Origin of the sequence: Micromonospora sp. NBC_00330 (genome assembly GCF_036136635.1) — a bacterium.
GTDB lineage: Bacteria > Actinomycetota > Actinomycetes > Mycobacteriales > Micromonosporaceae > Micromonospora > Micromonospora salmantinae.
The window spans coordinates 6,430,506-6,451,891 of record NZ_CP108012.1 but is presented as its reverse complement, the minus strand read 5'-3'; the positions used below and the strand labels follow the sequence as shown (position 1 = coordinate 6,451,891).

Sequence of the window (21,386 nt, the reverse complement as noted above, 5' to 3'; positions counted from 1 at the left end):
GCCCGGCCGGCGGTTGCCGGCGCTCAGCCGACGGGCGGGGCGGTGGGTGGCTTCGGTGCCTCGCCGGGCTCGGCGGGCTCACCGACCGGGCGCTCCTGCTCTCCGAAGGCGGTGCGGATCCACCGGTTCGCCTCCTCCTGCTCGATCCCGGAGGCGACCAGCAGGTCGCTCGCGGTGGTGCGGATCTGGGCGATCACCACGCTGCCGGAGAAGCCCACCCCGGCGCCGTACGCCCGGCCGGCCTCGCTGACCGCCCGCAGCGACCGCTCCCGGGCCTTCTCCGGCTCCTCACCGGCGGCGAACTCGTGCTTGAGCAGCCGGACCGACTCGGCGAGGTGGCCGATCGCGTCCGGCATCGGATCGGGCACCGGTTCCTCGTCCTCGACCAGCGTGACGGACCGGCGGATCAGCGTGCCGCTGTTGCGCATCGCCCGGTCGATCGGGTCGGCTGCCTCGGCGTAGTGGGTCAGTTCGTCGCGGCGGTGCCAGCGGGCCGGGGAGAGGGTGGCCGTCTCCTTCGCCCCCTCGATCGCCTCGCCCAACGTGGCCAACTCCTCCTTGTTGTTGCGCAGCCTCTCCAGCGCGCTCTGGATGGCGGCACGGTCCCGGTTGCGCAGCCCGTCGGCGGTGGCGTCGAGCTGGGCGGCGAGCAGGTCCAGGGCGGGGCGGGCCGCCCGGTTGATCACTCGGAGCGGGTTCAGCGGCAGCAGTACCGCCGTGACCAGCAGCGCGATCCCACCGCCGAGGAACGCGTCGACGAAGCGGGGGATCTCCAGGTTCTGGGTCGACGGGCTCAGCGTCACGATCAGCACCGCCGTGGCCGCCGCCTGGATGACGATGGCCACACTCGCTCCGGCGAAGATGGTGAGCAGGATCGCCACCGTGACCACCAGGCCGAGCTGCCACGCCCCGGTGCCGAGCAGGTAGATCAGGAGGTCGCCGACGAACACCCCGACCCCCACCCCGACGATCAGCTCCACCGTCCGGCGGAACCGCTGACCGACCGACGCGGCCAGGGTGCCGACCGCGGAGATCGGCGCGAAGACCGGTTGCGGGTTGCCGAGCACCTTGTGCGAGATCAGGTACGCGAGCCCGGCGGCCAACCCGGCCTGCACGGCGAGTCCGCCGGCCATCCGTACCCGGTGCAGCCGATCGTGCAGGGTGGCCCGGCCGCGGTGGCGCAGTTGTTCGGTGGCCTCGGCGATCCGCGCGCCGTCGATGTCCACCAAACCGTCGCGCAGCGCGGTACGTCGCACCATCGGCTGTCGCTTGTCCCGGGCCACGGCCATGGGCGCGACTACCCGTGGTGGGCCCGCGCAACCCTCCCTTCCCGTGCGTCGCGGGCCCATGCGGCAGACTCGGGCGGTGGTTGATCTGTTGGACCGGTGGCGGGCGGCGGCCCGGGGTGCCGGCGCGAGGCCCGACCCGGATACCACCCGGGCCGGGGAGCAGGTGCTCGTCCGGTGGCGGGAGCCGCACCGGCACTACCACACGCTGGCCCACCTGACGGCGGTGCTCGACGTGGTGGACCAGCACGCCGACCTGGCCACTCGGGCCGACGCGGTCCGGCTGGCGGCCTGGTTCCACGACGCGGTCTACGACCCCCGCGCCGCCGGCGACGCCAACGAACGGGACAGCGCCGCGCTGTCCGAGAGCGTGCTCACCGGGCTCGGGGTGTCGGCGCCCACGGTGGCCGAGGTGTGTCGGCTGGTGCTGCTGACCGCCGGGCACACGGTGGCACCGGGCGACCGGGACGGCGCGCTGCTCTGCGACGCGGACCTGGCCGTGCTGGCCGCGCCACCGGCCTGCTACGAGCGGTACGCGGCGGCGATCCGCCGGGAGTACGCCCATGTGCCGGAGCCGGCCTTCCGGGCTGGGCGGGCCGCCGTGTTGACCGGCCTGCTGTCGCTGCCCGCGCTGTTCCGGTCGCCACCGCTGGCGAGCCGGTGGGAAGAGCCCGCCCGGGACAATGTGCGCCGCGAGCTGGCCACCCTCACCGGGGCGCCGGAGAACGCGGGTTGACCAGGTGCTTCGGCCGACGCAGGTCGGCGGCGCGGAGCAACCGGACCAACTCCCGGCTCGGCACCACCTGCGCACCGAGCCATACCGCCGCTGCGAACCGGTCGGCCGGAATGTCGTAGTGGTCCCGGTCGAAGCCGCGCCGGGGCGCGCCGAGCGCCTCGGCGAAGGCGTGCAGCTCGGCGTACGAGACGTCACTGATCAGGTGTGACCAGAGCCGACCGCGCCACGGCCAGGCCGGCCGGTCCAGGTAGAGCATGGTGCCCAAGTTATCCCGCCCAGTCGATCATGTTGATGATCGCCGGTCGGCGACCTAGCCTCGGCTGCATGGCCCCCACCGCGCTCCTCGACGACCTGCGCGCCGCGCTCGGTGACGACGCCGTGCTCACCGACCCGGACCTGCTGCGCATGCACCAGCGGGACGAGGCCGACCTGTGCGCCGCCGGCGTCCCGCTGGTGGTGACCCGTCCGCGCGACACCGAGCAGGTGGTCGCCGTTATCCAGGCGGCGGCGCGGCACGGCGTACCGGTGGTGCCGCAGGGCGCGCGGACCGGGCTGGCCGGCGCGGCGAACGCTGTGGACGGCGCCGTGGTGCTCAGCACCGTCGCGATGACCGAGATCCGGGAGATCGACCCGGTGAGCCGGATCGCCGTGGTCCAACCGGGGGTGGTCAACGCGGCCCTGGCCGGGGCGGTGGCGAAACAGGGCCTCTGGTACCCGCCGGACCCCGGCTCCTGGCAGTCGTCCACCATCGGCGGGAACGTGGCCACCAACGCCGGCGGCATGTGCTGTGTGAAATACGGAGTGACAACCGAGTACGTGCTCGGCCTGGAGGTGGTGCTCGCCTCCGGTGAGGTGCTGCGCACCGGCCGGCGTACGGCAAAGGGGGTGGCCGGCTACGACCTGACCCGACTGTTCGTCGGTTCGGAGGGCACCCTCGGCGTGGTCACCGAGGTGACAGTGGCGCTGCGGCCCACCCCGGCCGACTCACTGACCCTGGTGGCGGTCTTCCCCTCTACCGCCACGGCCGGCGCGGCGGTGGCCGAGATCGCGGCTCGCGGGCTCACCCCCAGCCTGCTGGAGTTGCTGGACCAGACCCACCTGCGGGCGATCGAGGCGTACCAGCCGATGGGGTTGCGGACCGACGCGCAGGCCCTGTTGCTGGCCGCCGCCGACACCGGCTCCCGGGCGGTGGACGACTTGGCAGCGCTGGCGGAGGTGTGCGAGGCCGTCGGCGCCGACGAGGTCTACGCGGCCACCGACGCGGTGGAGGCGGCGGCGCTGCTCCAGGCTCGCCGGCTGGCCCACCCGGCCATGGAGAAGTTCGCGGCGGACGCCTACCCGGGCGGCAACGGCGGTCTGGTGATCGACGACGTGGCGGTGCCGCGCGGCGCGCTCGCCGCGCTCCTGGACGGGGTCGCCCGGATCGCGGCCGAGTGTGCGGTGCCGATCGGCGTGGTGGGGCACGCCGGGGACGGCAACATGCACCCGAACATCGTCGTGGACCGGGCCGACCCGGCGAGCGTCGAGCGGGGTCGACGGGCCTTCGACGAGATCATGCGGCTCGGCCTGGACCTGGGCGGCACGTGCACCGGCGAGCACGGGGTGGGGTTGCTCAAGCGGGACTGGCTGGCCCGGGAGATCGGGCCGGTCGGTGTCCGGGTGCATCAGGCGATCAAGGCGGCGCTCGACCCGGCCGGCCTGCTCAACCCGGGCAAGGTGCTCTGACCTGCTGCGCTCAGCCCTTGACCTCGGCCGGGGTCGCCTGGGTGAGCAGCAGCAGGATCTCCCCGGCGACCGGCGTGAGCTCCTCACCCGGGCAGTCCTGCGAGGTGATCAGCCCGGCCGAGGTGATGAGGCTGGACGTCAGCGCGTCGATGCAGGTCGTCCGGTACCGCCGGGCCTGATCGGTCTCGTCGGCCAGCCTCGGGTTGGCGAGCAGCACCTGGAGCCGTTCGGTCAGCTCCGGTGCGAGGGTGCCCCGGGAGGTCACGCCGTCGCCGGCGCAGTCGACGCACTGCCACGCGCCGTTCCGCTCGACGCTCAGGGTGCGCATCGGCCCGTCCTCGCCGAGCCGCTGGAGCAGGCTGACCTGACCGGCGGCGACGGTGGTGGGAATCTCCAACTGCGAGCCGCCACCCGCCGTGCCGGCGGTCGGTTGCGCCACCGGGGTGCTCGGCTTGTCTCCGTCGAAGAGGGAGCACCCGGTCAGGGCGCCGACGAGCGCGACAGCGAGCAGGGGTACGAGCAGACGAGGGCGCGCGCGGGGTAGCACGCGCGGAAACCTACCCCACCGTAGGTAGCGTTCGAAACCACCATCCGGGCCGGTATCGATGGTTACCCTTCGGTAACGTCGCAATTCGTCATCGAGCGGACGGGCGCAGCTCCGCCTGGTCGTCGTCGCCCCGGTCGGCCGCGTAACCCCGGACATCCGGGGCACCGAGGCGGGCCGCGTCCGCCGCCGCGTCGTCCGGCATCAACTGGGACTGCCGCTCCGCCTCCACCCGGGCCCGGTAGTGCTCGACCTCGCGTGCCCGGGTGGCCGCGTCCCACCCGAGCACCGCGCCCATCAACTCGGCGGTGTGCTCCGCCGACTCCAGCCCCCGGTGGCTGGTCTCGAACGAGATCCGGGTCCGCCGGGTCAGCACGTCCTCCAGGTGCAGGGCGCCCTCGGCCCGCGCCGCATAGGCGACCTCCGCCGCCAGATACTCCGGAGCACCAGCCAGCGGGGACGCCAGCAGAGGATCGGCGTCGACAAGCGCCAACAGGTCCAGGGTGAGGGTGCCGTACCGCTCCAGCAGGTGCTCCACCACGCCCACCGGCACGCCGTGGCGGCGCGCCAGGTCGGCCCGGTCCCGCCACATGGCCGGGTACCCGTCGGCGCCGAGCAGCGGCAGGTCGGCGGTACGCGACGAGCGGGCGCCACCGAGCCGCCGAGCGGCCCGGTCGACCACGTCGGACGCCATCACCCGGTACGTCGTGTACTTGCCGCCGGCGACCAGCAGCAGCCCGAGCATCGGCTCGAAGACCGCGTGCTCCCGGGAGAGCTTCGAGGTCGAGTCGGCCTCGCCGGCCAGCAGCGGCCGCAGCCCGGCGTACACCCCCTCGATGTCGGCGGTGGTCAGCGGCCGGTCCAGCACGGTGTTCACCTGCTGGAGGAGGTAGTCGATGTCGCGGGCCGAGGCGGCCGGGTGGGAACGGTCCAGCCGCCAGTCGGTGTCAGTGGTGCCGATGATCCAGTGCCCGCCCCACGGGATGACGAAGAGCACCGAACTGGCCGTACGCAGGATGAGCCCCGTCTCGCCGGTGATCGCCGAGCGGGGCACCACCAGGTGCACCCCCTTGGAGGCGCGCACCCGGACGCCGGGCCGCAGGCCGACGTCGTTGAGCATCCGGGACATGTCGTCGCTCCACACGCCGGTGGCGGCGATGACGGTGCGAGCCTGCACCTCGAACTCCGCGTCCGGCGAGCCCGGCGGCGCCTCCAGGTCCCGGACGCGGACGCCGGTCACCTCGCGCGCCTGCCGGATCAACCCGACGGCGCGGGCACTGCTCACCACAGTGGCGCCGAGGCTGGCCGCGGTGCGGGCCAGGGTGACCACCAGCCGGGCGTCGTCGACCTGCCCGTCGTAGTAGCGGATCGCCCCGGCCAGCGCGTCGGCCCGCAGACTCGGGAAGATCCGCCGGGCACCCTCCCGGGTCAGGTGACGGTGCAGGGGCATGCCCCGGCCACCGCCGAAGATCCCGGCAAAGGCGTCGTACGCGGCCACCCCGGCGCCGTAGTACGAGCGGCGGAAGACCCGGGCCGGCAGGTCCCGCAGGCCCCGCCCCGCCGGCAGCGGCACCATGATCGGCACCGGGCGTACCAGGTGCGGCGCGAGCCGGGTGGCCAGCAGGCCCCGCTCGGTGAGCGCCTCGTGGACCAGGTGGAACTCCAACTGCTCCAGGTAGCGCAGGCCACCATGGATGAGTTTGCTGGACCGGCTGGAGGTCCCGGCGGCAAGGTCACGCGCCTCGACCAGCGCCACCTTCAGGCCACGGGACGCCGCGTCCAGGGCGGCACCGGCTCCGGTCACCCCGCCCCCGATGACCAGCACGTCGAAGCGCTCGGCACGCAGTCGGCGCAGGTCGGACGCACGGCGGACCGGTGAGAGCTGACCGGCGACGGATCGGGAGACATTGGGGTCGCGCACCTGTCCACCGTAACCGTCGAGCCACCGAGCCGACATTCGCCGCCCGCCCCGCACCGCGCCTACCTGCTCCGAAGCGCACGGCACGTCCCGCCGACCGATCCAGGCCGACCGATCGGAGATCTTGGACAGTTTCCGTCATCGCCTGACGGAAACTGTCCAAGATCTGCACGGTTCTTCGAAGCCCCGGAACCCGACGGTCGGGTCGAAACCCTTCGTCGTAGTCGTAAGGTTCTCGGATGCAAGGTCAACCTGCGCACCCCGGCCTCAGTGACCGCAGTTCCCCGTGGCCGGTGGTAGCGGCCGTGCTGGTCGGCTGCTGGACGGTTGCGGTCACAGTGGGCACCCAGACCGGTGGCTGGCTCACCGATCAGGTGCTGCTGAGCTTCGGACGGGACCGGCTCGGCTGGCTCTGGCCGGTGCTCGGCCTGGCCACCGTCGTGCTGGCCGGCACGCCCGCCCTGCTGCTGGCCCTCCTGCCCCGGTCGAGCGCGGTCCGGGCCGCCGGGCGGGCCTGGTTGATCGGGGCACTCGCGCTCGGCGTGCTCACACTGCTCCGGGTCGTGCCGCCGGTGCACCATGAGGCGTACCTCGCCGCGCTGGCCGGCGCCGCGCTGCTCGGCGCGCTCGTCGTGCGCTGGTCGGCGCGCCGGTGGGCGTACCCCGGGCTGGTTGGCCCGGTCGGCGGCCCGGCACCCGCCGGAAACAGCGACGCCACGCGGCCCGAGGCCACCGGGAACGGCGACGCCACGCGGCCCGCAGCCGCCGAAGTGCCGGGCGGACGGCGCGTGCGCCGACCCGGCCCGGTGCCGCTGCTCGCGGTCGCCGCCGGGTTGGCGCTGCTGCTGCCGTGGGCCTGGCTGGGCGCGCTCGGCGGCCTCCTGGAGACCGCGCTCGCGGTGCTGGCGGCCGCCGCGCTCGGGGTGCTGGCCGCGGCTCTGCTGGACACCCCCTTCTGGTCCCCGTTCGCGGTTGGGCGACCGCCTCGGCCGGCTCGGCTGGTGCTGGTCGGCGGCCTGGTCGCCGGGGTGGCGCTGCTGCTGCTCGCGGCCGGGACCGGGCAGTCCGGCGCGCAGTTGCCCGCGCTGCTGACAGTGCCGCCGGTGGGTTTCGCGTTGGCCGCGCTCTGGGCCGCGACCTGGCGGCCCACCGCCGACCCGGCCACCGCCGACCCGGCCACCGCCGACCCGGCCACCGCCGACCCGGCTACCGCCACCCGCGCCGGCCGAACGGCGACCGGCTGGCTCGTGGGCCTGGCCGCGCTCGGCCCGTTGGCCTTCACCGACCCGGAAGAGATCAGCCTGCTGCTGGTCGGCACCCGCGACATCCCGTTCTGGGTGGCGGCCGCCGCCGGCGTCGGGCTCGCCGTCGCGGTAGTGGTCGCCATCGGGTACGCGGTGCTGCTCGCCCGGCCGACGGCACGCACCCCGAACAGGCGGGTCGCCGCGGTGGCGGCCGTGGTGCTGCTGGTGGCGTTCGGGGTCGTCGACCTCGGCCCCGGCCAGCCGGGCCTGTACGGCGAGCGGCTGTTCGTGGTGCTGCGTACGCAGGCCGACCTGAGCGATCTTCCGGCTGCCGCGCCGGGTCGGGCCGGGCGGGACGCCCGCGCGGCGGAGGTCTACCGGCGGCTGGTGACGACCGCCGAGCAGAGCCAGGGCGACCTGCTCCGAGGGTTGAACCGGCTGCGGCTCGACCCGGTGTCGTACTACCTGGTCAACGCGGTCGAGGTGGACGGCGGCCCGGCGGTGCGGGCCTGGCTCGCCCGCCGACCGGAGGTGGCGCGGGTGCTGGTCAGCCAGCGCCTGCGACCGCTGCCGGCACCGGCCGGGCAGAACCGGGGCACCCTGCCCAAGCCCGCCGGCCCGCAGTGGAACATCAGTCAGATCGGCGCCGACCGGGTGTGGTCCCAACTCCGGGTCACCGGCACCGGCATCGTGGTCGGCAGCTCCGACTCGGGGGTGGACGGCGCCCACCCGGCACTACGAGCCGGGTTCCGTGGTGGGGACGACTCCTGGTACGACCCGTGGGACGACACCCGGAGCCCGACCGACCAGGGCGGGCACGGCACCCACACGGTGGGCAGCGCGGTCGGGCGGGACGGCATCGGGGTGGCGCCGGACGCGCAGTGGGTGGGTTGCGTCAACCTGGACCGCAACCTGGGCAGCCCCGCGCACTACCTGGACTGCCTCCAGTTCATGTTGGCGCCCTTCCCGGCCGGCGGCGACCCGTTCACCGACGGCCGTCCGGAGCGCGCCCCCCAGGTGCTGACCAACTCGTGGGGCTGCCCGCCCATCGAGGGTTGCGACCAGGGCGTTCTGCGGCCGGCCACCGCCGCCCTCGACGCCGCCGGGATCTTCGTGGTCGCCGCGGCCGGCAACACCGGCCCGTGGTGCGCGTCGATCGACGATCCGCCCGCCCCGTACCCGGACGTGCTGACAGTGGGCGCTGTGGACGCCCAGCGGCGGGTCGCCGAGTTCTCCTCGCGCGGGCCGGTGCCGGGCGGCTCGGGTAAACCGGACGTGCTGGCACCGGGGGTGGGGGTGGTGTCGGCCATGCCGGGCGGCACGTACGCCGCGCTGGACGGCACGTCGATGGCGACCCCGCAGGTGGCGGGGGTGGTCGCGCTGATGTGGTCGGCGAACCCGGCGCTGGTCGGTGACGTGACCCGGACCCGGCAGATCCTTCGGGACACCGCCACGGCGGCGACGCCCACCTATCGCTCCGACAGCCCCTCCGACGCCTGCGGTGCCCCGTCGAACGTCACCGGTGCCGGCCAGGTCGACGCCTACGCCGCCGTTCGCGCCGCCCAGCAATAGGCAGGTTTCCTTCCTGGAGCGCTGAGCCGAGGGTGCGGCTCGACAGTCGGTGATTTAGGGTCGGCGACCATGGACGCCGAGATCACCGTCACCGAGCTGACCGCCGACCTGGTCACCAACGTCGTACAGCTCTGCCAGCAGGCTCTCGACCTGCCCGAGGACTCCGCCGAGGCGGCATCCATCGTGGACGTGCTCTGGACCCGGGCCACCGCCGACCGGCCGGTGGTCGGGCTGGGCGCGTACCGAGGTGCGGACCTGGTGGGGGTGCTGATCTGTTCGGTGTCGTCGGCGGAGCCGGGGATCGGGCACGTGGACCTGGTAGCGGTCCTTCCGGATCAACGGCGTCGGGGCATCGGCCGGGCACTGCTCCAGCGGGCCGAACAGGTGCTCGCCGAGCGCGGGGCGACCGAGGTGCTGCTGGCCGGAAATCCGCCGTACTACGCGTGGCCGGGAATCGACGTCCGCTACACGCCGGCGGTCTGCGCCGCCCTCGCGCTCGGCTACCAGCAGGACCGGACCGCCTGGAACATGACAGCGGACCTGTCGTACGACGGGTCGCCGGCACTGCGGTCCACCGAGGCGACGGAGCGGCGGCTGGCCGACCAGGGCGTCACGGTACGCCGGGCGGAGCCGGCGGACCTTCCGGCGCTGACCGCGTTCGCTCGGTCCACCTTCGGCGGAACGTGGGACGGCGAGCTGGCCGGGTCGGTGGGACGCGCCGACGCCGGTTGCCACCTCGCGGAGCGGGACGGCGAGGTGCTCGGCTTCGCCGCGTACGGGTCGTCGCGGCCGAGTTGGTTCGGGCCGATGGGCACCGCGCCGGCCGCGGAGGGGTCGGGTATCGGCGGGGTGCTGTTGCGGCGCTGCCTGCGCGACCAGCGGGCGGCGGGGCTGGACCGGGCACAGATCGGCTGGGTGGGACCGGTGCCGTTCTATTCGGGCAGCGCGGGTGCGTGGATCGAGCGCGTCTTCTTCCTGTACCGACGTACCCTGCCCAGGGGATAACCGGGGCAAACAGGACTTTGATCCATTCGCCCGCATCGGCCATCGACGCCCCCTACCGTTTCGGTAGAGGAGGCAGCCATGACCACGGATGACAACCAGACCGAGGACGGCCCGCCGATCACCTGGAAACCGGTGGGTGAACTCCCCGGCCAACTGCCGTTCGACCGGCTCGACTACGGCGACGCCGAGCAACTGGCCGAGATGACCACCGACGGCGAGCCTTCGGTGGCCGAGGAACCGCAGGAGATGGTGGACGCGCCGATCAAACTGCCTCCGCCGTACAACCGGGCACAGAAACGGCGCAACCAGCGCCCACTACCGACCTGACGACGAACGGGGCGGACCGCGTCAGCGGCCCGCCCCGTTCGGTGTCGGAACTGGACTCAGAAGTCCATGTCCCCGCCACCCGGGCCAGCCGGGGCAGCCGGGTTCTTCTCCGGCTTGTCCGCGACAACGGCCTCGGTGGTGAGGAAGAGCGCCGCGATGGAAGCGGCGTTCTGCAGCGCCGAGCGCGTCACCTTGGCCGGGTCGATGATGCCCGCGGCCAGCAGGTCGACGTACTCGCCGTTGGCGGCGTTCAGACCGTGACCCGCTTCGAGGTTACGGACCTTCTCCACCACGACGCCGCCCTCAAGGCCGGCGTTGACGGCGATCTGCCGCAGCGGGGCGTCGAGCGCGACCTTGACGATGTTCGCACCGGTCGCCTCGTCGCCGACCAGGTCGAGCTTGTCGAAGGCGGTCTTGCCGGCCTGGACCAGCGCGACGCCACCACCCGGGACGATGCCCTCCTCGACGGCGGCCTTCGCGTTGCGAACGGCGTCCTCGATGCGGTGCTTGCGCTCCTTGAGCTCGACCTCGGTGGCCGCGCCGACCTTGATCACCGCAACGCCGCCGGCCAGCTTGGCCAGCCGCTCCTGCAGCTTCTCCCGGTCGTAGTCGGAGTCGCTCTTGTCGATCTCGGCCCGGATCTGGTTGACCCGGCCCTGGATCTGCTCGGCGTCACCGGCACCGTCGACGATGGTGGTCTCGTCCTTGGTCACCACGACCTTGCGGGCGCGGCCCAGCATGTCGAGGCTGGCGGCGTCGAGCTTGAGGCCGACCTCCTCGCTGATGACCTGGCCACCGGCGAGGATGGCGATGTCGGTCAGCATGGCCTTGCGGCGGTCACCGAAGCCCGGCGCCTTGACGGCGACCGACTTGAAGGTGCCACGGACCTTGTTGACCACCAGGGTGGCGAGGGCCTCGCCCTCCAGGTCCTCGGCGATGATCAGCAGCGGCTTGCCCGACTGCATGACCTTCTCCAGGATCGGGAGCAGGTCCTTCACCGACGAGATCTTGCTGTTGGCGATCAGGATGTACGGGTCGTCGAAGACGGCCTCCATACGCTCCGGGTCGGTCATGAAGTAGGCCGAGATGTAGCCCTTGTCGAAGCGCATACCCTCGGTGAGCTCCAGCTCCAGCCCGAAGGTGTTGCTCTCCTCGACGGTGATGACGCCTTCCTTGCCGACCTTGTCCATCGCCTCGGCGATGATCTCGCCGACGGTGCTGTCGCCAGCGGAGATGGAGGCGGTGGAGGCGATCTGCTCCTTGGTCTCGACGTCCTTGGCGAGCTTGGACAGCTCCTCCGAGACGCTCGCGACCGCGGCCTCGATGCCCCGCTTCAGGGCCATCGGGTTGGCGCCAGCGGCCACGTTGCGCAGGCCCTCGCGAACCAGGGCCTGGGCCAGGACGGTCGCCGTCGTCGTGCCGTCACCGGCAACGTCGTCGGTCTTCTTGGCGACCTCCTTGACCAGCTCAGCGCCGATCTTCTCGTACGGGTCCTCGAGCTCGATCTCCTTGGCGATGCTCACACCATCGTTGGTGATGGTGGGGGCACCCCACTTCTTCTCGAGCACGACGTTGCGGCCCTTGGGGCCGAGGGTCACCTTTACGGCGTCGGCGAGCTGGTTCATGCCCCGCTCGAGGCCGCGGCGCGCCTCTTCGTCGAACGCGATCATCTTGGCCATACGGCGTTGTCCTCCTGGACACTCACGGGCCACCCGAGATGTGTGCCCCGGATGGGCCGCCTGGTGTACGCACCTTGGGACGTCGCCACCTGGCGACGACGACGTCCTTCGGCCGGGCCGGATAGCCCGCGACGACCGGCCATGTGCCGCCCCGGCGTCTCCACGCCGGTGCAACCTGGCCCCACCGTCCCGACCATTGGCACTCACGGTATGCGAGTGCCAATGACTTGTTTAGCACTCTCACCTGCCGAGTGCAAGCACGATGCCGCCGCTCAGCCGAGTTCCGCGGCCAGTCCAGCGCTGTTCACCGGCGCCTCATGGGCACGCTGCTCGGCGTACGTCACCAGCAGACCGATCATCTGCGCGAGGTGGGCCGGCAGGGCCAGCACGGCGGTGATCCCGATCACCACCACCGCTCCGGCGGCGGTACCCGCCGAGGAGAACGGGTCCGTTCCGAGCGCGGAGGTGCCGACCCCTTCCAGGCCACCGGGGATCAGGGTGCCGACGATCACCGCCACGGCCACCAGGGCCACCCGTCCGAGCAGCAGGCCGAGCCGGTCGTGGAACATCCGGAACGATCGACCGATCGGGTTGTGCCGTTCGAAGAGATAGACCGGGCCCGCCATGCTCAGTGCGAAGGCCAGGTAGATGCCCGGCAGCACGCAAAAACAGACACCGACGCCGATGAGCAGACTGACCACCAGGGTCCAGGCCCACAGCCCGAGCGCCCGACGCAGGCCGTAGCGCAGCGCAGCCTCCAGGCTGGCCGGCTGACCGGCCGCCTGTCGGGTGATCACCCAGGTGCCGGCGGCCCACCCGACGGCCTGCACCAACCCGACCACCAGGCTGCCGCCGACCAGCAGGACCAGGAGGCCCAGCAGGTCGGCGGCGAAATTGTCCGGCAGCGCGGGGGTCGACGTCGATTCGGCCTGGGCGGTCCACTTCGCCGACGGGTCCAGCCCGAGGGAGACCACCGAGAGCACCGCCGCCGGCAGCACCTGGGTGAGCAGCATGATCGGCACCAACTGCCGCCAGCCCCGACGCAGCGCCCCTCCGCACCGGTTGAACCAGCCGCCGATACCGGCACTGGGCGGCGTGACCAGGGCGTCGTTCGGGTCGAACCCGTAACCCGGCGGGTACCAGCCGACCGGCGGCCCCGGGTACCACGGCTGCCCGCCGTACGGACCCGACCCGGGCGGGTAGCCCCCGGTGGGCGGGAACGCCCAGCCCTGCGGTGGCGGGGCCGCACCCCAGGCACCCTGCGCGGGTTCCCAGCCGGGCGGCGGAGCGGCGGGGCCGGAGGACGGGCCGGCCGGGGGCACGCCCGGGCCCCAGCCGGGGGGCGGGCCGGCGTGGCCGGGGCCGCCGACGGGCGAGGACGGATCGGACGGGTCCGGCTCCCCCGACCCGGAGGACGGAGTGGGCGGGGGTGGCTGGTCGGTCATGAACGCTCCTCACATCGGCTGGAACGGTTCACGATCTTCCCGGCTGCGCGCCCCTGCCGCAGCCCCGACTCACGGGGCCAATCGGCCAGGAAGTTCAGCCGATGACGCGTACGTGCTCTGCCTGTGGACCCTTCTGGCCCTGGGTGATCTCGAACTCGACCCGCTGACCGTCGTCCAGCGCCTTGTAACCGTCCATCTCGATCGCGGAGAAATGAACGAACACGTCCTGACCGCCGTCGACGGCGATGAAGCCATAGCCCTTTTCGGCGTTGAACCACTTCACGGAGCCCTGTGCCACGGTGCACTTCCCTCACTCTGCGCGGCGTTGCCTGACTGGGCGCACGGCACGGCCGGGCGCCCCGGACCACCGACTCAGCGATCGATGACCGCCATTGAAGCAGGTGACCGAAATCGCACGCTACACGAGGAGTGACGGCCGCGCACTGCCACAAATCAGACACACTTCGGGGCTTCCCGACCGGGCTGATCGGCCCGGTTCCCCCGCCACCGGATTCGCCGACGTCATTGCGAAATGGAGGAGGGCCACAGGGCGGCCCCGGAGATGACGGCGAACGGGCCCAGCTCGCGAAACGCCCGCCCTGCCCTGTGGTAGGCATGCGGACATGACCACCGACATGGGCTCGCCGGCCCTGCGGCTCGCGGAGATCCGCCGGGTCCGGCCGGAGGACGCCGCCCGGATGCGGGCGCTGCGCCTGGAGATGCTCGCCGACGCGCCGTTGGCCTTCCTGGAGACCCTGGCGGACGCGGCTGCCCGACCGCACAACGAGTTCGCCGCCCGGGTCGCGTACACCTCGGCCGGTGCCGGTAACGCGCAGTTCGTCGCCGACCCGGGCGGCCGGCTGGTCGGGCACGCCGGGGGCACGACCCACCCGAACGAACCGGGGCTGACCGTGATCTACGCCGTGTACGTCACGCCGACCTGGCGTGGCAGCGGCCTGCTCGGCGAGCTGATCGACGGGGTGGCCGCCTGGTCGCGAGCCTGTGGCCGACCGGAGCTGCTGCTGGAGGTGGTGGTCGGCAACGACCGCGCCTACCGCGCCTACCAGCGCCTGGGCTTCAAGGACACCGGGGTACGAGTCCCCCACCCGAACATCCCGGCCCTGAACGAGCTACAGATGCGCCGAACAGCCTGACCCCAAGAACCATCCCAAGGCAGAACCACTGAGCTGCCCTCAAAAGCCGGCAGCGACGCCATCACCGTGCCCACAAAGGGTTTCCGGGGCAGCCCGACCCGCGCAGGGATCAAGCCTGACCGCCCGGAGCGGGGCGGGCTGCCCCGGAAACCCACAACAGCAACCACAGATCAGACGTGCCGCCGAGACTGCACGATCCGGAACCGGTTAGCCACGTAAGCCCCGTCGGTCAGCGCCGAGTTGGCCGCCGCGTTGGCCCCACTGCCGTGGAAGTCGGAGAACGCCGCCGACTGGTTGACGAAGACACCGCCGGTGAGGTTGCAGGACAGGTGCACCCCGACCTCGACCGCCACCGCCTCGGTTGCGTCAAGCACGGCCTCGTCGGTCGAGTAGACCCCGGCGGTGAGCGCGCCCTTCTCGCCGACCGTCCGGCGCAGCAACTCCAGGCTGTGCGTGGTGGAGTCGGTAGCGATGGCGAACGAGATCGGCCCGAACCATTCCCGGCCGTACGTCTCCGCGTCGTCAGCGGTCAGCTTCACGATCGTCGGGGTACGCACCACCGCGTCGGCGTACGACGGGTGGGCCACGGCCCGCGACTCCAGCACCGGCTCGCCGACCTTGGTCACCTCGGCCAGCCGCTCCAGCACCCCGTCGTTGACGATGGCGCCGGTCAGCTCCACACCTCGGGCCGGGTCGGCGGTGAGCTTGCCGACTGCGGCGGCGATCCCGCCGGCCACCTCGTCGAAGCTCTTGTGCCCCTGGTCGGTCTCGATGCCCCCGGCCGGGATGAGGATGTTCTGGGAGGTGGTGCACATCTGCCCGCTGTAGAGCGTCAGCGTGAAGCCGAGGTTGCGGCACATGCCGGCGAAGTCGTCGGTGGAGTCGATGACGACGGTGTTGAGGCCGGCCTTCTCGGTGTAGACCGATGCCTGCCGCGCGTGCGTCTCCAGCCAGTCGCCGTACTCGGTGGAGCCGGTGAAGTCGACGATCCGGACGGCCCGGTGCAGGGCCAGGTCGCTGGCGAGCTTCTCGCCGGGCGCCTCGGCCGCCAGCATGATCAGGTTCGGGTCGAACCCGGCCTCGGCGAGCACCTCCCGGGCGTACTTCACTGTGATGGCCAGCGGCAGCACCGCGCGCGGGTGCGGCTTGACGATCACCGGGTTGCCGGTGACCAGCGAGGCGAACAGCCCGGGGTACGAGTTCCAGGTCGGGAAGGTGTTGCAGCCGATCACCAGCGCCACCCCACGCGGCACCACGTGGAACGTCTTGGTCATCCGCAGCGGGTCGCCCTTGCCGGCGGCCTTCTCCCAGCCCGCCGTGCCGGGGTGCCGGGTCATCTCGGCGTACGCGTACGCCAGCGCTTCCAGCGCCCGGTCCAGCGCGTGCGCGCCACCGGCCTGGAAGGCCATCACGAATGCCTGCCCGCTGGTGAACTGCACTGCGTTGGCCAGCTCGAAGATGTTCTTGTGCAGCCGGTCGAGGATCTCCAGGCAGACGCCCACCCGGGCCTGCGGGCCGGCGTCGCGCCACGCCGGCAGCGCGGCGGAGGCGGCGTCGACCAGCTCGCCGGTGCCGGCGTGCGGGTAACGCACCGCCAACTCCACCCCGAACGGGCTCGTCTCGGTGGCGACCCGGACGCCCGCGCCGGGCTGGTCGAGCGGGAAGTCACCGCCGAGGTACGCCTCGAAGGCGGCCTTACCGTCGGCGGCGGCGGTCTCGCCGTACACCCGGGGGCTGGGGGATTCGGGATAGGCGGACCAGTAGCCCCGCTCCGTGATCGCGGTCAGCGCACGGTTGAGGGTGTCGGCGTGCCTGTCGTACAGGGGATGCGGGGTCTCCGTCATGCCCGCCATCATGCCCGAGTCCGGTCCGCGAGCAGAAGCGCCGATGGCCGACGGCACGGGGTTGCCCGCGGCGGCAGCGGGTAACCGCGGGCCTCCGGCCAGGGAAGCCGGCCAAGGGAGGGCGGCGGGTGAGGATCACCGAGATCCGGCTGCACGGGGTCGCCGACAAGGGGCCCGAGACGATCCTCGACCGACCGATCGTCGCGCGGGTCGCGGGAGACGACAACGCCGGCTTCTACCGGCCGCGGCCCGGCTACGGTGCCGCCGCGGACCGCAACGGGGTGATGCTTGAGGCGTACCGCTGGAGCAGGCTGACCGGCGGCACCGCCATCCGGACGTTTTCCCTGGTCCTGCTCTTGCCGTTCATGCTCAGCAACATCGCGGTCTGGATGCTGCCGGTCACCGGACGCGACGGCCACGCCGGGCGGGCGCTGTGCCGGCTGTTGGCCGCGACGCTGACCGCGATGTACGTGCTCTCCACCGTCGGGGTGTCACTCGACCTGATCGCGTGGCAGTGCGCGGCCTACCCGAGGTGCCTGGAGGGGCGGCGGGAGTTGTCGTGGCTGGGCGACGTGCCGCCCGGGCAGCGACTCGCTTTGCTGGCCGTACCGCCGATCATCGCGATCGTCCTGATCTGGCGGCTCGGTGCCCGCACCTGGCAGCTCCCCGAGGACAGCGACCACGCGCCCGGTGTGGGTGCGGACCGGCTCGACGCGCCCGCCTTCTGGGACACCCGCTCGCTGCTGCGCCGCTTGCGCTCGGTTCACGTCGCTGTGGCGCTGGGCACGCTCGACCTCACTCTGCTGCTGGCTCTGGCGCCGCACGACGCCACAGTGCCCGGCTGGCTGCTGCTGGCCGCGGACGTGGCGCTGCTCGCCGGCGCGGTGGTGCTGCTCTGCCGGCCGGCGATTGAACGGCGCGGAGAGCAGGACCAGCGCGGTTCGCAGGCGATCCGCTGGGTGGCCGTCGCGCTCACCGCGCTGACCCTCGGCTACGCGGTCGTGCCACGGTCGCCGTGGAAGGCCGAGGGGATGTTGCCGGGGTACGGCATGGTGGTCGCCGGGCTGTTCGCGGGGCAGGTGGTGCTGCTCGCGATGCTCGGCCTGGTGGTCGTGGTGCAGGGCCGTTCCCTTCGCCGTCCCGGCTTCATGCTGGCCGGACTGGGCGCGCCGGTGCTGATCACCGTCGCGATCGGGTTGGGCGTTGCCTACGACTCGGGCCTGACCTACGGGCTCGCCGAATATCTGGACCGTGGTTCCAGCCCGACGCCGGCGCGGCCGCTGCCGCCTGGTGCGCCACCGCTGTCGCCGCCGATCGCCTTCCGCTGGGCCACCCTCGGCTTCTCCCTCGCCGTGCTCCTGGTGGTGGTGACGGCAGTGCTCGGACCCCGGATCGGCCGGGATCGTCGCCGCCGGGAGGCCGAGGAACTGGTCCGGCGGGACTATCCGGAAGCCTCCCGGGCGGCCCCGGAACGGGTCCGGGCCGTCCGCGACGCGATCATGCGCGCCCGACTCACGGATCGGCTCGGGCCGCTGCTGGCCACCGCGTACGTGGTGTTGGCGCTGCTCACCCTTGCGGCGGCCGGGCTGTCGGTGATCGGTCCGGGCCCGGGTGCGCTCGCGCTGCGACTCGGCGGCGAGCCGCTGGCCCGTCCGGTGATCTTCGTGACCGACCTGGGCGCCCTGCTGATCGGGCTGTTCGCCACTGTCCTCGCGGTGATGGGACTCGTCGCCTACCGTTCCGGCGCGATCCGGCTGGTCGGGGTGCTCTGGGAGCTGGCCACCTTCTGGCCGCGTGCCGCGCATCCGCTCGCCCCGCCCTGCTACGTCGAGCGGGCGGTCCCGGAGCTGACCCGCCGGATCGGGCAGCTCACCACCGACGGGAACGCGGTGCTGTTGTCCGGGCAGAGTCACGGCAGCGTGCTCGCGGCGGTGACGATCCTTCAACTGCCCGACCACTGCCGCCGGCGGGTGGCCCTGCTCACCTACGGCGCCCCGCTCGGCAACCGGTACCGGCGGATCTTCCCGGCGTACGTCAGTGACGAGATGTTGCGCGAGGTCGGCAACCGGTTGGCCTGGCGGTGGATCAACGTGTGGCGGTACACCGACGCGGTGGGCGGAGCGGTGTTCGTCCCGTACGTCGACGGACCCGACGACCCGGCCGCCCGGGTCGACCGTCGGGTACGGGATCCGAAGGGGCTGCTCATCCCACCGACCGACACGGTGCCCCCGCCGGTGCAGGGCCACCGGTTCACTCCGGACGACGACTTCCACGCCGCGATCGGCGAGCTGGTCGAGCGCCTGGAACGGACTGCCGAGTGAACTGTCGACTCAGAGGGTGAGCTGCCAGTCGGTCCAGGAGTCCACCGGACGGAAGCCGAGCTGCTCGTTGATCGCCACCATGTAGCTGTTGCTGGCGGCGTTGATGGTGTCGATGCTCCGCACCGACGGCTCGTGGGTGAGCAGGTGGTGCAGGTTCTCCGCCTTGGCGATGAGGCCGAGCCGGTGCCCACGGTGTGCGGGGTCGACGATGGTGATCTGCTGGAACGCGTGCCAGTCGGCGGAGGCGCCGACCTCCAGCAGCGTCCAGGCGACCAGCCGGCCGGACGCCTCGTGTCGCATCCCGAGGTGGTACCGCCGGCGGCCCTTCGCCTCCAGGGCCCGGTCGGTGCCGCGGATGCGCTCGGCGTCCACCTGCTCCGGCTCCCACTGCATGTCACCGAGGGGCGCGTCCATCATCAGCCGGCCGTCCAGGTAGGCGATGTCCGTCAGGTGCTCCTGCGGCGTGGCGCCCTGCCAGCACACCGATCGGTACCCCTGCGCCCGGGGCTGGGCCTCGACGAGTGCCGCGCGGAGCGCGACCCGGTCGATCTCGGCGATCTCCAGCCGGCGACGCACCTCGACCAACGCGGCCTGGGCGCCGGTCGACGCGGCGAACGCGGTGCCCGCCACGTTCCGGGCCGGCCCGTCGGGCAACGCGGAGACGGTCAGCCCGACGACCCGCTTGCGGCCGTGCTCGCGCAGCAGCCGTACGCCGTACTCGTGCAGTGCCCGACCGACACCCCGACGCCGCAGCTCCGGAAGCACCTTCAGCTCGACTGTGGCGTTGTCGGTGTTGTCGAGCTGCGGCAGGTCCAGTTGCAGGAAGCCGGCCGGTACGCCGTCCAGTCGGGCCAGCGCCCAGAGCGTCCGGGTGCCGGGCAACGGCGTGTGGAACAGCGCGTCGAAGCGGCGCCGGCAGAAGGGCGGTAGGTCCGGCAGATCGGCGTCGTTGACCGCCACCCCGATCCGGTACGCCTCGTCGACGGAAGTCCGGTCGGCGCCGTCGAACGACGCGATGGTGATGCTCATGCCGGTGAGCGTGCACCGTACAAAAGCGATCGGGCCAGCGAATTACTCGCTGGCCCGATCGAACGTTGGTCGGGAGGGGCACTCGCACAACGCCTCCGGCGTTGGGTCGCAAGAACTTCAAAAGTCTTCGGCGAAATGCCCTCCCGCACGGAGCATCTTGCGCCGTCCGGTTCCTGTCGTCAAGTCCGTAGCGGCGGGTTTTCCACACTCACAGCGAAAACCCAGTTACCGACTGATCGACTCGCCCCGGCTGCGAGCGAGCCCGTCAGCCCAGGAGGCCGGCGTCGCGGGCGGCGCGCAGCGAGGGCTTGATGTGGTGGGTCGGCCCGACCTGGCCGGCCACCGCGTCGATGGTCTTCAGACCCTCGCCGGTGTTGAACACGACGGTCTCGGCCGTCGGGTCGAGCCGACCGGACTCGACCAACTTGCGCAGCACGGCCACTGTGACCCCACCCGCGGTTTCGGCGAAGACCCCGGTGGTACGGGCCAGATCGCGAATGCCGGCCCGGATCTCGTCGTCGTCGGCGTACTCCATCCAGCCGCCGGTGCGGCGGACCGCCTCCAGGGCGTAGAGGCCGGCCGCCGGGTCGCCGATGTTGAGCGACTTGGCGATGCCGGTGGGCTTGACCGGGACGATCGTGTCGGTCTCGGCGTGCAGGGCGACGGCGATCGGGTTGCAGCCGGCGGACTGCGCGCCGAAGACCTTCCAGCCGTCGGCGGGCGCCTCGACCAGGCCGATCTCCACCAGCTCGGAGAACGCCTTGTCAATCTTGGTGAGCAGCTCGCCGCTGGCCATCGGGATGACCACCTGCGCCGGGATCCGCCAGCCGAGCTGCTCGGCCACCTCGTAGCCGAGGGTCTTGGAGCCCTCCGCGTAGTACGGCCGGACGTTCACGTTGACGAACGCGGTGTCCTCGAATTCGTCGGTCTCCACCAGCTCGCCGCAGAGCCTGTTGACATCGTCGTACGAGCCGTCGATGGCGACCAGTTCGCCGCCGTAGACGGCGGTGGTGATGACCTTGCCCTGCTCCAGGTCGCTGGGGATGAAGACCACCGAGGGCGCCCCGGCGCGCGCGGCGTGGGCGGCCACCGAGTTGGCCAGGTTGCCGGTCGACGCGCAGGCGAACCGGCTGAAGCCGAGCGCCTTGGCGGCGGTGAGCGCCACCGAGACGACCCGGTCCTTGAACGAGTGGGTGGGGTTGGCGCTGTCGTCCTTGACCCAGAGCGGCGCGGTGATGCCCAGCTCGGCGGCGAGGTTCGGAGCCGCCACCAGTGGGGTCAGGCCCGGGTCGAGGGTGACCCGGCTGGCCGGGTCCTGACCGGCGGGGAGCAGGGCGGCGTACCGCCAGATGTTGTTCGGGCCGGCCTCGATCTGCTCGCGGGTGACGGCGGCCAGTGCTGCGGTGTCGTAGTCGACTTCCAGCGGGCCGAAACACTCGTAACAGGCGTGCTGGGCGGCGAGCGGGTAGCGGGCCGAACAGGCACGGCAGACCAGGGCGCGGGCGGGGCTGGCGGAGGTGTCGATGCCGGAGGCGACGAGCGTCGACGTCATGTCGA

The 21,386-nt window shown here is 72.3% G+C and carries 17 protein-coding genes; 7 read left to right on the top strand and 10 right to left on the bottom strand.

What is annotated here, in order from left to right; genetic code table 11:
• Positions 1 to 23: 23 nt before the first annotated feature.
• Positions 24 to 1,259: an FUSC family protein gene (locus OG598_RS29385; protein ID WP_328651962.1), complete on the bottom strand. Its 1,236-nt coding sequence runs from the start codon at positions 1,257 to 1,259 to the stop codon at positions 24 to 26.
• A 106-nt stretch (positions 1,260 to 1,365) separates the two neighbouring features.
• Here OG598_RS29385 and OG598_RS29380 point away from each other — a divergent pair, with 106 nt between their 5' ends.
• Positions 1,366 to 2,022, top strand: coding sequence for an HD domain-containing protein (locus OG598_RS29380; RefSeq protein WP_328651961.1), 657 nt, complete (start codon positions 1,366 to 1,368; stop codon positions 2,020 to 2,022).
• On the opposite strand, the gene OG598_RS29375 is transcribed toward OG598_RS29380, so the two are convergent.
• Positions 1,994 to 2,278, bottom strand: a complete 285-nt coding sequence (locus OG598_RS29375; protein ID WP_112674123.1) for a DUF4031 domain-containing protein — start codon at positions 2,276 to 2,278, stop codon at positions 1,994 to 1,996. The two genes, OG598_RS29380 and OG598_RS29375, sit on opposite strands and share 29 nt — an antisense overlap.
• Before the next feature lie 68 nt (positions 2,279 to 2,346).
• Between OG598_RS29375 and OG598_RS29370 the strand changes: the two genes are divergently transcribed.
• Positions 2,347 to 3,747 carry an FAD-binding oxidoreductase gene (locus OG598_RS29370; RefSeq protein ID WP_328651960.1) on the top strand — a complete coding sequence of 467 codons (1,401 nt, stop codon included), beginning with the start codon at positions 2,347 to 2,349 and terminating at the stop codon, positions 3,745 to 3,747.
• Positions 3,748 to 3,757: 10 nt separating this feature from the next.
• On the opposite strand, the gene OG598_RS29365 is transcribed toward OG598_RS29370, so the two are convergent.
• Positions 3,758 to 4,294: a hypothetical protein gene (locus OG598_RS29365; RefSeq protein ID WP_328651959.1), complete on the bottom strand. Its 537-nt coding sequence runs from the start codon at positions 4,292 to 4,294 to the stop codon at positions 3,758 to 3,760.
• 88 nt (positions 4,295 to 4,382) lie between these two features.
• Positions 4,383 to 6,248 (bottom strand): glycerol-3-phosphate dehydrogenase/oxidase, encoded by a 1,866-nt coding sequence (locus OG598_RS29360; RefSeq protein WP_328651958.1) that lies wholly within the window; start codon positions 6,246 to 6,248, stop codon positions 4,383 to 4,385.
• 200 nt (positions 6,249 to 6,448) lie between these two features.
• Here OG598_RS29360 and OG598_RS29355 point away from each other — a divergent pair, with 200 nt between their 5' ends.
• From OG598_RS29355 to OG598_RS29345, 3 genes are all read left to right on the top strand, one after another.
• Positions 6,449 to 9,025, top strand: a complete 2,577-nt coding sequence (locus OG598_RS29355; RefSeq protein ID WP_328651957.1) for a S8 family serine peptidase — start codon at positions 6,449 to 6,451, stop codon at positions 9,023 to 9,025.
• Between the two features lie 69 nt (positions 9,026 to 9,094).
• A complete protein-coding gene (locus OG598_RS29350) occupies positions 9,095 to 10,030 on the top strand; it encodes a GNAT family N-acetyltransferase (protein WP_328651956.1) in 936 nt (311 codons plus the stop codon).
• A 78-nt stretch (positions 10,031 to 10,108) separates the two neighbouring features.
• The gene (locus OG598_RS29345) at positions 10,109 to 10,357 is read left to right on the top strand and encodes a hypothetical protein (protein WP_238689026.1); all 249 of its coding nucleotides are present in this window, start codon (positions 10,109 to 10,111) and stop codon (positions 10,355 to 10,357) included.
• Positions 10,358 to 10,413: 56 nt separating this feature from the next.
• Here OG598_RS29345 and groL read toward each other — a convergent pair whose 3' ends face one another.
• The 3 genes from groL to OG598_RS29330 form a co-directional block, all read right to left on the bottom strand.
• Positions 10,414 to 12,036, bottom strand: coding sequence for a chaperonin GroEL (groL, locus tag OG598_RS29340; RefSeq protein WP_088950420.1), 1,623 nt, complete (start codon positions 12,034 to 12,036; stop codon positions 10,414 to 10,416).
• A gap of 272 nt (positions 12,037 to 12,308) precedes the next feature.
• Entirely contained in the window at positions 12,309 to 13,481 is a 1,173-nt protein-coding gene (locus OG598_RS29335; RefSeq protein ID WP_328651955.1) for a hypothetical protein, read from the bottom strand.
• Positions 13,482 to 13,575: 94 nt separating this feature from the next.
• Positions 13,576 to 13,779: a cold-shock protein gene (locus tag OG598_RS29330; protein WP_091402914.1), complete on the bottom strand. Its 204-nt coding sequence runs from the start codon at positions 13,777 to 13,779 to the stop codon at positions 13,576 to 13,578.
• A 325-nt stretch (positions 13,780 to 14,104) separates the two neighbouring features.
• Between OG598_RS29330 and OG598_RS29325 the strand changes: the two genes are divergently transcribed.
• Positions 14,105 to 14,635 (top strand): GNAT family N-acetyltransferase, encoded by a 531-nt coding sequence (locus OG598_RS29325; protein WP_328651954.1) that lies wholly within the window; start codon positions 14,105 to 14,107, stop codon positions 14,633 to 14,635.
• Between the two features lie 170 nt (positions 14,636 to 14,805).
• Here OG598_RS29325 and paaN read toward each other — a convergent pair whose 3' ends face one another.
• Positions 14,806 to 16,479 (bottom strand): phenylacetic acid degradation protein PaaN, encoded by a 1,674-nt coding sequence (gene paaN / locus OG598_RS29320; protein ID WP_328651953.1) that lies wholly within the window; start codon positions 16,477 to 16,479, stop codon positions 14,806 to 14,808.
• A 128-nt stretch (positions 16,480 to 16,607) separates the two neighbouring features.
• Here paaN and OG598_RS29315 point away from each other — a divergent pair, with 128 nt between their 5' ends.
• The gene (locus OG598_RS29315; protein ID WP_328651952.1) at positions 16,608 to 18,800 is read left to right on the top strand and encodes a hypothetical protein; all 2,193 of its coding nucleotides are present in this window, start codon (positions 16,608 to 16,610) and stop codon (positions 18,798 to 18,800) included.
• 9 nt (positions 18,801 to 18,809) lie between these two features.
• Here OG598_RS29315 and OG598_RS29310 read toward each other — a convergent pair whose 3' ends face one another.
• On the bottom strand, positions 18,810 to 19,829 hold the full coding sequence (locus tag OG598_RS29310; RefSeq protein ID WP_328651951.1) for a GNAT family N-acetyltransferase: 1,020 nt from the start codon (positions 19,827 to 19,829) through the stop codon (positions 18,810 to 18,812).
• Positions 19,830 to 20,094: 265 nt separating this feature from the next.
• Complete coding sequence (gene thrC, locus OG598_RS29305) at positions 20,095 to 21,381, bottom strand: threonine synthase (RefSeq protein ID WP_328651950.1); 1,287 nt, start codon at positions 21,379 to 21,381, stop codon at positions 20,095 to 20,097.
• Positions 21,382 to 21,386: the final 5 nt, after the last annotated feature.